We start from the raw sequence: 10,666 nt of genomic DNA on the forward strand, positions 1-10,666 counted from the left end.
TCCTCTAATCCGGCACTGCAAAGGCCAGCGTGCGGCTGATCACGGCATAGGGCTGCCCGCTCTCCGCGTGCCACGCGTTGAAGGCCTCCTGCACCTTGCGCATGGCGGTCTTGGAGGTGGCAGCACCGTCTATCACTTCGGCCATGTTCAGCGCGGCCACGACCGATTTCGACAGGATGAAAGCGTCATAACCGAGGAAGCGGAGCCCGTATTGGCAGGTCGCGCCGCCGAGGCGGGATCCGCGCTTCTTTAGTAGCTCGAACAGGCCCACCGTGTCCTCCACCGGCCAGTCGCCAATATACCGGGCGGCCGAGCCATGTTCGCGTGCCAGGTCGGACAGGAACACCGCATTGTCTCGCACGGTCAGGATCTTGGCCGCATTGCGCACGATCTCGGTGTTCTTCAGGTGCCGGTCGAGATCCTCGTCCGACATCATCGCGTTGCGGGCGATGTCGAAACCGTGGAAAGCGGCTTCGAAACCGGGCCATTTCTTTTCGATCACCGACCAGTTGAAGCCCGCCTGGAAGATCCGCTTTGTGAACTCGGCCAGCAGCCGGTCGTCGGTCAAATCGCGTAACGGCGTTTCGGGCGGTGATGGCATCTCGGCGGCGAGACCGTCTGCGCCCTTTCGGGCGAGGGCCATTTCGTGGATTTCGGCAAATGTTTTCATGCGGGCCTCTCCTCTCGTTGCAGGAGCGACAGGAACCGTGCCCGTGCCGCCGGTATCGGCCGGTCGCCCATCGCGGGAGCCAGCCAGGTGTCGAGAAAATAGCCGGTAGTGCGCAGCCCATCCAGAACGTCTCGTGGATTGCCTGACGCTTCCCCCAGCAGAAGGCCGGGCAGGGGCAGCAGCCGGTCAGCCCATTCGCCGGCTCCGGCGCGGCTCACGGCGCGGCCGGTCTTGGGAGAGACATAGACCAGCTCCTCTTTCGTCCCGGTCGCCGCGCATTCCGACAGGTCCAGCGCGAAGCCCAGCTCCTCCAGCAGCGCCTTTTCCCAGAGCAGGTAAAGCGCGGGCCAGCGCGCATCGGTGCCGAGCGCGTCGAAGAGACGCTGGGTGGCGCGGTAGAGGCCGGGATGCGGTTCGCGCTCGGGCAGGGCGAAGGCGAGGAGCGCGCAGATGGAACCCAATCCGTAAAGCGCCCGCCGCTCCCCCATGAGCGCCGCTGAGCGGGACTTGATCGGCTCGACCCGGAAAGTGCCGATATGATCTTCCAGCCGGGCGCGCCATTCCACCGAAAGCTGGGTGCCCTGTTGCAGTACCGGCGCCAGTTTGCGGGATGTGCCGCCACGCACGAGCCCGGCGTGCAGGCCGTGAGTCGCGGTGAAAACCTCGACGATCGCCGAGCTCTCCCCGTGCGGCCTGACCGCGATCAATGTGCCCTCGTCCTGCCAGTCCATCGCACCTACCGAAGCTATGGCTGAAACCCTGTCACTCCAGCCCGGGCTCGTCCAGCATGTGCCGACCGGCACGGCTCTCCACTTCGATCACCCAGATGTCGGGATCGGACCGGCGTTGCCGCTCCAGCAGTGCGTCCACCTCCGGCTCGGGCCCTTCCGTCAGCACGTCCCAGGGGCGCGAGCCGTCCATGGACATGATGCGCTGGAACACTTTCGCGGTGCCGTCCAGCGGGTTGAGCTTGACGAGGATCGCGCCGGCGGTGTCGTCGCCATGTGCCAGCACATAGGCGGGGATCATCTCGATCTGCAGCCGCATGATATAGGCCTGAACCCAGAGGCCCGCGGCCAGGCGACTCACGAATTGCCGTCCTTGAAATCCAGCCCCATCTCGGAATAGCGCTCGGCCTCTTCGAGCCAGTTCGGCCGCACCTTCACCTGCAGGAAGAGGTGGATCTTGCGGCCGAGGAATTCCTCCAGCTCCGCGCGGGCCGCCTGCGAGACGGCCTTGATCGTCTCGCCCTTCTTGCCAAGGATGATCCCCTTGTGGCCGTCGCGGGCGACATAGACGATCTGGTCGATCCGGGCCGAGCCGTCCTTGCGCTCCTCCCAGTTCTCGGTCTCCACGGTGAGCTGGTAGGGCAGCTCCTGGTGCAGGCGCAGGGTCAGTTTCTCGCGGGTCATCTCGGCAGCGATCATCCGCAGCGGCAAATCGGCGATCTGGTCCTCGGGGTAATGCCAGGGGCCTTCGGGCACCTCGGCGGCGAGCCAGGCGCGCAGGTCGTCCACGGCATATCCCTTCTCGGCCGAGATCATGAAGGTCTTCGTAAAGGGATAGGCCTCGTTCATCCGTTGCGTCAGCGCCAGCAACACCTCCGATTTGACCCGGTCGATCTTGTTGATGGCGAGCGCCACGCGCTGTCCGTCCGTCCGCTCTGAGAGTGTGTCGAGAATTGCCTGCACCCCCGCGGTCAGGCCGCGATGCGCTTCGACCAGCAGAACGACGAGATCGGCATCGGCCGCGCCCCCCCAGGCCGCGGCCACCATGGCCCGGTCCAGCCGTCGGCGGGGCTGGAAGAGGCCGGGCGTGTCGACGAAGACAAGCTGGCTCTCGCCCTCGATGGCGACGCCGCGGATGCGGGCGCGGGTGGTCTGGACCTTGTGGGTCACGATCGAGACCTTGGCACCCACCATGTAGTTGAGAAGCGTCGACTTGCCCGCGTTGGGCTCTCCGATCAGGGCAACGAAGCCGCAGCGTGTGGTCATGAGCATGGTCCTGTAATGCAGGACAGCGGTGTAGCGGATCGCGGCGCAAGAGGCCAGTGCCCCGTTGCCTGCGCCGATCCGTTATTCGACCGAGGCGATCACGTGGTGGATGGCATCGACGCCGAGCGCGAGGGAATCGTCTTCCCCGCCGCAGGGGTACCAGTCGCCCTGGGCTGCAATCGACATCGTTCCGCCGACATAGAAGCTGGTGCCGAGCTTGGTCGTTTGCACCGATGTGCCGGATGCAAGGCTAGCATTGCCGGTGATATAGAAATCCACGTTGTTGGTTTCCATGCCTGCCGGAATGCTCATGTCGCCCTTGGTCATGACAACGACCTTTTCCGTGCTCGGGCAGGTAAGGCCGCCGCTGCCGATTTTCGCGTAGGAACTGGCCGCAATGGATTGCACCGAGGTCGAACTCGTGGCGATGATGGAATTGACGACCTGTGCGGTGTTGCCGAAGTTGATCTTGCAATCGGTCACGATGGCCACGTCCGAGATCGCGCTGCCTGTGGGCGTTTCGAGCGAGATCGTCTTCAGGTTCGCGCTGATTTCCGAGTTCTTTTTGTCACCGGAGGGCGAGGGGGTGATCGCGCCGCTCGCGTTCAGTTCCGGGCCGCAATTGACGGCATAGATGAGCCCGCCGGGAACCGTCTCCATGGATTGGAAATACCCGGCCTCGATCGAGATGATCGAACCCTTGCGCATCTTGCTGATGTTGTAGCCCAGGTCCGACAGCGGCGTCAGGCTGTCGGTGAAGACGACCGAGTCCATAAAGTCGTTATAGGGGGCGCTGTCCGAGCCGGTGCCGAGCAGCGATGTCATGACCTTGTCCACATGGGCGCCAACATCCTGAAGCTGCAGGTTCGCCTCGAACTGGGCATCCTCCACGCCGGGGTTTGACGCGTCATCACAGTGTGAGCAGTTCGCCAGATCCGGCATGCCGATACCGGAGCCGGGCTCGAACACGTTGTGGTTGGAGAGATCCACGTAGTCCTTCGAAAAGATGCAGAAGCCTGCGCCAATCGTGGAGGTCGAGGTCATCTTCACCTGGCCATGGGCATAGATGCCGTCATAGCCGATGCAGGTGTCAGATTGCTCCATGACCGCGGTACTCGTTGCGATGACGTCCATCGAGTCGATCCCGATAAAGCCGAGCAGGAAGGTCTTCACCGCATTGCCGAAGGAGCTGGACATGTGCAGTTCGACCGAAACGGCATTGTCATCCTCGACAAGGGAGGAGGCGAGCGTGCCGTCGGCAAAATAGCCGACGGAGATATAGGTCGACGTGTCGCCCAGAACGTTGCCGTAATTCGAGCTCGGCATGTTCGTTTGGACATTCGCGCTGACCGCGTTGCGAATGCTGGAATCCGTGCCGCCGTTGATCAGTTCCATGAGGCCGGCATGGGCGGCCATGTCGGCGGTGCTCTGCAGGTGCTCCTTGGCCCGAACACCGTTCGTGCCGTCGATTGAGAGACCGGCGACCACTGCACAAATCAGGAAAATGAAAAGGCTCCAGGCGCCTGCGGCGCCTTCCTCGGATCGGGCAAAATCGGTCCGAATCATTCTATCTCTCCTCGATCAGCTGGGCTCGAGCGCGTGGGTGACAGTGGCCGTGATCGTCATGTCGGCAAGGAAGTCGAGGAAATCGAACTTCGCCAGAACCTCGATGGGGGCCGCGATAAAAACGGTCACTTCGGTGGAGGTGGTGGAAACGTCGACGGTATGCTGCGCATCGCTGACCTCGTTCAGGCGGGTGGTGGCGTAGGTCTCCGCCGTAGTCTCCGTCATGCCATGGCGGGCAACGATTCGCGCGGTATCGCGGGCGATGCTGTAATAGTTTGCCTGGTCGACATAAACGCGGCTCAGGTCCACGACGCCGGAAATCATGGCCACGAAGAGTGGCACCATGATAACAAATTCGATGGCCATGCTGCCATCTTCCGCGCGGAACCACTTACGAATTCTCTGCCAGAGCGTGGCCATGCTGTTCGACTCCAAAACGTGCCGATGCAAGATCGGCGCAGGTTGTTTCCACAAGGGAACCATAGCCTGGGTGCGGTTTCAGGGCGCAAATATGGCTTTTGCGCGGTGGCTGCCACGACGGTGTCACAGTTTTGCCATCTTGGGTTTGGGTGCTTAATTTGCTGTAAAAGAATGAAAAAAGCTCTTCTTCCACCTGGGGGAGGTCAGGCGGATTCGCCACTTTCCAGCCGCAAAAGAAGGGCCTGCGCGGCCGCTTGCTCGGCCTGTCTCTTGGAGCCGGCGCTCGCCGTTTCCTGCGCGCCATTCTCCAATTTTGCACAGATCGCGAACATTGGCGCGTGATCGGGCCCCGATCGCGCCGTCTGGATGTAGCGCGGCGGCTGCATGCCGCGTGCCTGCGCCCATTCCTGGAGCGCTGTTTTCGCGTCGCGCGCCTGATCGTCGGCGACTTCGATCCGGTCTCCCCAGAGCCGCAGCACGATGGGCTTGGCCGCATCCAGCCCGCCATCGAGATAGATCGCGGCGAGAACGGCCTCCATTGCGTCGCCCAAAAGCGCGTTCTTGCGTCGCCCGCCGGACATCATCTCGGAGCGCCCGAGCTTCAGTGCGGAGCCGAGGTCGATCTGCCGGGCGACATCGGCGCAGGTCTCCTTGCGGACCAGCACGTTGTAGCGGGGTGCAAGCTGGCCCTCGTCGGCCAGCCGGTCATGCAGGAAGAGCGCCTCGGCGATGACCAGGTTCAGCACCCGGTCGCCCAGAAACTCCAGCCGTTGGTTCGAGGGGCGGGTGGCGGAAGCGATGGAAGGATGCGTCAGCGCACGCGCCAGCAGTTCCGGCTTGCGGAAGGTGTGACCAAGGCGGTCCTGCAGGGCGCGGGCTTCGGCTGAGAGTTTCACTCGATCCCCTTGAAGAAACGATCCGCCCGCCATGTCCAGATGTAGAAGAGCGACTTGCCCGCCGAGGAGAACATGATCCGGTCTGCGCGACCGATGAGGTTCTCCGCCGGCACGAAGCCCACGCCGCGGGCAAGCTGGTTCACGCGGCTGTCGGTGGAGTTGTCACGGTTGTCGCCCATGAAGAAGTAATGCCCATCCGGCACGGTGAAGACCGGCGTGTTGTCGGTCGGCCCGTTGCCGATATTGAGGATCGAGTGCGAGCGGCCTTCGGGCAGCGTTTCGACGAATTTTTCCTTCTCGCACACGCCCCCCTGGCCGACCGGCGCGTTGGAGCAACGCGGAAGCATCTGTTGCGGCCCCTGCGGTTCCATCGGTTCGGTAAAGACGCCATCGGGTTCGGTTTTCAGCGGGGTACCGTTGATATTCAGGATGCCGTTCTTCATCTGGATCCGGTCGCCCGGCAGGCCGATCAGGCGCTTGATGAAGTCCGACCCGTTGACCGGGTGGCGGAACACGACCACGTCGCCGCGTTCAGGCTCGGAGGCGAAGATGCGCCCGCTGATCGGGCAGATACCGAAGGGGCAGGAATATTGCGAATAGCCATAGGCCATCTTGTTGACGAAGAGGAAATCGCCGATCAGCAACGTGTCCTTCATCGATCCTGACGGGATCCAGAAGGGCTGGAAAAACAGGGTGCGGAACACGCCCGCAATCAGCAGCGCGTAGACAACTGTCTTGATCGTCTCGACGATCCCGTCCTTGGCGTCTTCCATGCTCGTCCTCTGATCCTGTGAAAATGTCCCGCGGGGGGTCGGGCGCTACATGTCCGCAGGGCGCCGGGGTGTCAAGCGCCCGGCCCGGTTTCCGGCATCACGATCGGGCGCGCCTCGATCACCACGAAGGCCTGTGCCCAGGGGTGATCATCCGTCAGCGTGACGTGGATGATGGCCTCGTGGCCTGGTGGCGTCATCTCGGCCAGCCGCTCTGCGGCCCAGCCCGTGACATGCATTACCGGCTGGCCGGTGGGCAGGTTGGAGACCGCCATGTCCTTCCAGGCAATCCCCATGCGCAGCCCTGTGCCGAGCGCCTTGGAGCAGGCTTCCTTGGCCGCCCATCGTTTGGCATAGGTGCCGACCGTATCGCGCCGCTTCTCGGCCTTGCGCTGCTCGGTTTCAGTGAAGACGCGGTTGCGGAACCGGTCGCCGAAGCGTTCCAGCGTGCCGGCGATGCGGTCGATATTCGCCAGATCGGTGCCGACTCCGAGTATCAACGCCGCCATCTCCGTGATTTTTTGCCCGAGGATGCGGGCAGGGGGGCGTTCGACTGCCTTTCGCTTGCACCGACTCCATGGCGTTGCGCGACGGCGCTGGAATGGAAAGCATTGTTGCCCTGCATCATTCCTCCGCTGTTGGCGCATTTGGCGCGGTTGGCGATGCGACTTCCCCTTCTGAGGGAGGTGTCTGCGAACCGGCGAAAACGATGCGGGCTTCCGCCGCCAGCGCGTCCCAGTCTTCGAAGGCGATGTCGTCGCCTGTCTCGGGCAGGAAGGGCGCGGCGGCCGCCCAGGCATCCTCCGGCGCCGCCGACATCAGTTGCCATAGATCGCCCGGTGAAAGCGGCTCCAAGGCACCGGCAACCGCCTCGCTGCAATCGAATTCAGCCTCAGCCGCGCGACGCGCTTCTTCCGGGCTGTCCCGGTTTTCGGTTATGGCGATCAGTGCGGCAGCGTCACGAGCGCTGGCGCAGGCATCTTCGATCTCGAGAGCCAACGTTGCCGCGATCGCCTGAACGCCAACATGGGGAATTGATTCGGCCAATGCCGTCTGCGATGCGCGAGCTGCCTGAAGCCTCGCGCGTTCGGTGATCGCGGTCGCGATATCCTTTTCAAGTGCATCGCGCGCCGCCTTGGTGGTTTCCAGTTTTTCTATCGCCGTTTCGGCAGTCCGGGCAGCTTCAACTGCAATGCGGGTCTGTTCTGCGGACTGTTCCGCGGCCTCTTCCGCAGCGCGGGCCGTGTCTTCGGCCACTCGCGTTGCCTCCCGCGCAGCCACTATCGCCTCTTCGGCCTTGCGGGTTTCGGCTTGTGCTGCCGAAAGCTCGGTCTCGTGAGACGCGACCATCGAACGGCGTTCCCTCTCGGCGACGGTCGTTATCCCCAACTCCGACAAAAGGGATGTAGCCAGCCCATTGAGCGGAGGGCTTGTCAGCGAAAACACGTTCAGCAGCAAGGCGCCAATCAAGAGCACAGCCAGCAGCGTGCGTGGCAGGGCGCGGATCGCGCGAACCGGAAAGCCGAAGATGGTCCAGAATAGCGAACGGTCCCGGCTCATGCTCTTGCCTCGTCCATCAACGCGCGCATCCGGCGGATCGAGGCATCGAGCCCGACGAAGATTGCCTCGCCGACGAGGAAATGGCCGATATTGAGTTCGACAATTTCGGGGAAGGCCGCAACCGGTTGAACGGTGTCATAGGTCAGCCCGTGGCCGGCATGGACCTCCAGCCCGAGCGAATGGGCAAAAGACGACATATCGCGCAACCGCTCCAACTCCGCGTCGCGCTCGTCAAAGTGGCCTTCCGCATGAGCGTCGCAATAGGCGCCGGTATGCAGTTCGACTACTGCTGCGCCGATCCGGTGCGCGGCCTCGATCTGACGCTTGTCGGCGGCGATGAAGATCGACACCCGGCAGCCGGCGTCCCGCAGCGGTGCGATGAAATGGGCGAGGCGATTCTCGTCCTGCGCAACTTCGAGCCCACCTTCGGTCGTCCGTTCCTCGCGCTTTTCTGGCACGATGCACACAGCATGCGGACGATAGCGCAGGGCGATCTTCTGCATCTCTTCGGTTGCGGCCATTTCGAAATTGAGCGGCACGGTCAGGTTGGCGGCAAGCGCCTCGATATCGGCGTCGCTGATATGGCGGCGATCTTCGCGCAGATGCGCGGTGATCCCGTCGCAGCCGGCGGCCTCGGCGATCTTTGCGGCGCGCAACGGGTCGGGCACATCGCCGCCGCGCGCGTTTCGGACGGTTGCCACGTGGTCTATATTCACGCCAAGCCTCAGGCGTCCCACAAATTCGGTCATGAGAGGATCTCCGCTGTTGCCTTGCAGACATATCGCCGCCCGCAGGCGAGTGAAACCCATCTCGCATAAAGCAGTTGAATTGCGCCGGGGCGTCGGCTTGTTTAAGCCATGATAGAACCGCAAACCACTGTGAGCAGCCAAATGACCCGTCTGACCCGCCGAATTTTCGCCCTCTCCAGCCTTGTCGCACTTGCGGCATGCGGCAGTCAGACCCCTGTTTCCCAACAGCCAGTGGACCCGATCGGCGAGTTCAAGTTGGTCCACAACATCGTGACGGTCAACAATATCCAGAGAGTGCAGCCGTCGAAAGACGTGCCGCCGGAAGTCTGGGACGACGCGGTGACCGAGGCGATCCAGGCGCGCATGGGCCGCTACGAGGGCAGCCAGTTCTACCATCTTGGCGTCAATATTCTCGGCTATTCGGTGGCCGTTCCCGGTGTGCCGCTGGTGCTGGCGCCGAAATCGGTTGTCGTGGTCGACGTGACTGTCTGGGACGATGCCAAGGGCGGCAAGATCAACCAGGAACCGAAACAGATAATGGTCTTCGAGTCGCTCAGCCCCGATCTGTTCATCGGCTCCGGACTGACCAAGACCAAGGACGAGCAGGTGGCGAACCTCGCGGCGAATATCGCGCTCCAGATCGAGAACTGGTTGCGCGACAACGAGGAATGGTTCGCCAAGCGGCCGGAGACCGAGGCTGCAACCCAGTAAAAAACCGGAAAAATAAGTGTTTTACGGCGGCTGAAATGCTGGAAGGTGCTTGATTTCCTGCTCCAGAAGCAATACTTCGCGCGCGATGAAGAACGGGCCGCAGGTTGCCCCCTAATGACGAGGCGCCAAGACACATGGCAAAAGAAAAGTTTGACCGCAGCAAACCGCACGTGAACATCGGCACGATTGGTCACGTTGACCACGGCAAGACGACGTTGACGGCGGCGATCACGAAGTATTTTGGCGACTTCAAGGCCTATGACCAGATCGACGGCGCGCCCGAAGAGAAGGCCCGCGGGATCACGATCTCGACCGCCCACGTCGAGTACGAGACCGACACCCGCCACTATGCCCACGTTGACTGCCCCGGCCACGCCGACTACGTCAAGAACATGATCACCGGTGCTGCCCAGATGGACGGCGCGATCCTGGTCGTGTCGGCCGCCGATGGCCCGATGCCGCAGACTCGCGAGCACATCCTGCTCGGCCGCCAGGTCGGCATCCCCTACATGGTCGTCTACATGAACAAGGCCGACCAGGTGGACGATCCCGAGCTGCTCGAGCTGGTGGAAATGGAAATCCGCGAGCTTCTGGAGAGCTATGAGTACCCGGGCGACGATATCCCGATCATCACCGGTTCCGCGCTGGCCGCGATGGAAGGCCGTGATCCGGAGATGGGTGAGAACTCGATCCGTGCGCTTCTGGCCGCCGTCGACGAGTACATCCCGACGCCCGAGCGTGCCGTCGACCAGCCGTTCCTGATGCCGATCGAGGACGTGTTCTCGATCTCCGGCCGCGGCACGGTTGTGACCGGTCGTGTCGAGCGTGGCGTGATCAATGTTGGCGACGAGATCGAGATCGTCGGCATCCGCGACACCAAGAAGACCACCTGCACGGGTGTCGAGATGTTCCGCAAGCTGCTGGACCGCGGCGAAGCCGGCGACAACATCGGTGCGCTGCTGCGCGGTGTCGACCGTGAGGGCGTCGAGCGTGGCCAGGTTCTCTGCAAGCCGGGCTCCGTGACCCCGCACACGAAGTTCGAAGCCGAGGCCTACATCCTGACCAAGGAAGAAGGCGGCCGTCACACCCCGTTCTTCGCCAACTACCGTCCGCAGTTCTACTTCCGTACCACGGACGTGACCGGCACGGTGACGCTGGCCGAGGGCACCGAGATGGTGATGCCGGGCGACAACGTTTCGTTCACGGTTGACCTGATCGCGCCGATCGCGATGGAAGAGAAGCTCCGCTTCGCCATCCGCGAAGGCGGCCGCACCGTCGGCGCCGGCGTCGTCTCCAAGATCCTCGAGTAATCTCTCGAACGATCGACGAA

The 10,666-nt window shown here is 62.9% G+C and carries 13 protein-coding genes; 2 read left to right on the forward strand and 11 right to left on the reverse strand.

All coding sequences use genetic code 11. The annotated features are described in order from the left end of the window. Positions 1-4: 4 nt before the first annotated feature. From BLR85_RS13765 to BLR85_RS13815, 11 genes are all read right to left on the reverse strand, one after another. Positions 5-670, reverse strand: a complete 666-nt coding sequence (locus BLR85_RS13765; protein ID WP_093156922.1) for a DNA-3-methyladenine glycosylase I — start codon at positions 668-670, stop codon at positions 5-7. After that, positions 667-1,401, reverse strand: coding sequence for a DNA repair protein RecO (gene recO, locus BLR85_RS13770; protein ID WP_093156925.1), 735 nt, complete (start codon positions 1,399-1,401; stop codon positions 667-669). Before recO ends, BLR85_RS13765 begins: the two co-directional genes overlap by 4 nt. Before the next feature lie 31 nt (positions 1,402-1,432). After that, the gene (locus BLR85_RS13775; protein ID WP_068313538.1) at positions 1,433-1,759 is read right to left on the reverse strand and encodes a DUF1491 family protein; all 327 of its coding nucleotides are present in this window, start codon (positions 1,757-1,759) and stop codon (positions 1,433-1,435) included. Continuing rightward, complete coding sequence (gene era / locus BLR85_RS13780) at positions 1,756-2,664, reverse strand: GTPase Era (protein WP_093156928.1); 909 nt, start codon at positions 2,662-2,664, stop codon at positions 1,756-1,758. Before era ends, BLR85_RS13775 begins: the two co-directional genes overlap by 4 nt. 81 nt (positions 2,665-2,745) lie before the next feature. Next, complete coding sequence (locus BLR85_RS13785; RefSeq protein ID WP_093156932.1) at positions 2,746-4,230, reverse strand: TadE/TadG family type IV pilus assembly protein; 1,485 nt, start codon at positions 4,228-4,230, stop codon at positions 2,746-2,748. A 15-nt stretch (positions 4,231-4,245) separates the two neighbouring features. Next, positions 4,246-4,650, reverse strand: coding sequence for a TadE/TadG family type IV pilus assembly protein (locus BLR85_RS13790; protein WP_170844568.1), 405 nt, complete (start codon positions 4,648-4,650; stop codon positions 4,246-4,248). Positions 4,651-4,853: 203 nt separating this feature from the next. After that, positions 4,854-5,546: a ribonuclease III gene (gene rnc / locus BLR85_RS13795; protein WP_093156938.1), complete on the reverse strand. Its 693-nt coding sequence runs from the start codon at positions 5,544-5,546 to the stop codon at positions 4,854-4,856. Further along, the gene (gene lepB / locus BLR85_RS13800; RefSeq protein WP_093156941.1) at positions 5,543-6,319 is read right to left on the reverse strand and encodes a signal peptidase I; all 777 of its coding nucleotides are present in this window, start codon (positions 6,317-6,319) and stop codon (positions 5,543-5,545) included. Before lepB ends, rnc begins: the two co-directional genes overlap by 4 nt. Positions 6,320-6,390: 71 nt before the next feature. Then, positions 6,391-6,816, reverse strand: a complete 426-nt coding sequence (gene acpS, locus BLR85_RS13805) for a holo-ACP synthase (protein ID WP_093156976.1) — start codon at positions 6,814-6,816, stop codon at positions 6,391-6,393. A gap of 124 nt (positions 6,817-6,940) precedes the next feature. Continuing rightward, positions 6,941-7,876: a hypothetical protein gene (locus tag BLR85_RS13810; protein WP_093156944.1), complete on the reverse strand. Its 936-nt coding sequence runs from the start codon at positions 7,874-7,876 to the stop codon at positions 6,941-6,943. After that, positions 7,873-8,625: a pyridoxine 5'-phosphate synthase gene (locus tag BLR85_RS13815; RefSeq protein ID WP_093156947.1), complete on the reverse strand. Its 753-nt coding sequence runs from the start codon at positions 8,623-8,625 to the stop codon at positions 7,873-7,875. Before BLR85_RS13815 ends, BLR85_RS13810 begins: the two co-directional genes overlap by 4 nt. A gap of 141 nt (positions 8,626-8,766) precedes the next feature. Here BLR85_RS13815 and BLR85_RS13820 point away from each other — a divergent pair, with 141 nt between their 5' ends. Together BLR85_RS13820 and tuf are read left to right on the forward strand one after the other, a co-directional pair. Continuing rightward, positions 8,767-9,336 carry a hypothetical protein gene (locus tag BLR85_RS13820; RefSeq protein ID WP_093156950.1) on the forward strand — a complete coding sequence of 190 codons (570 nt, stop codon included), beginning with the start codon at positions 8,767-8,769 and terminating at the stop codon, positions 9,334-9,336. Between the two features lie 134 nt (positions 9,337-9,470). Continuing rightward, entirely contained in the window at positions 9,471-10,646 is a 1,176-nt protein-coding gene (tuf, locus tag BLR85_RS13825; protein ID WP_093156953.1) for an elongation factor Tu, read from the forward strand. The last annotated feature ends 20 nt before the right edge of the window (positions 10,647-10,666 follow it).

This window comes from Aliiruegeria lutimaris (genome assembly GCF_900099935.1).
GTDB classification, from domain to species: Bacteria; Pseudomonadota; Alphaproteobacteria; order Rhodobacterales; family Rhodobacteraceae; genus Tropicimonas; species Tropicimonas lutimaris.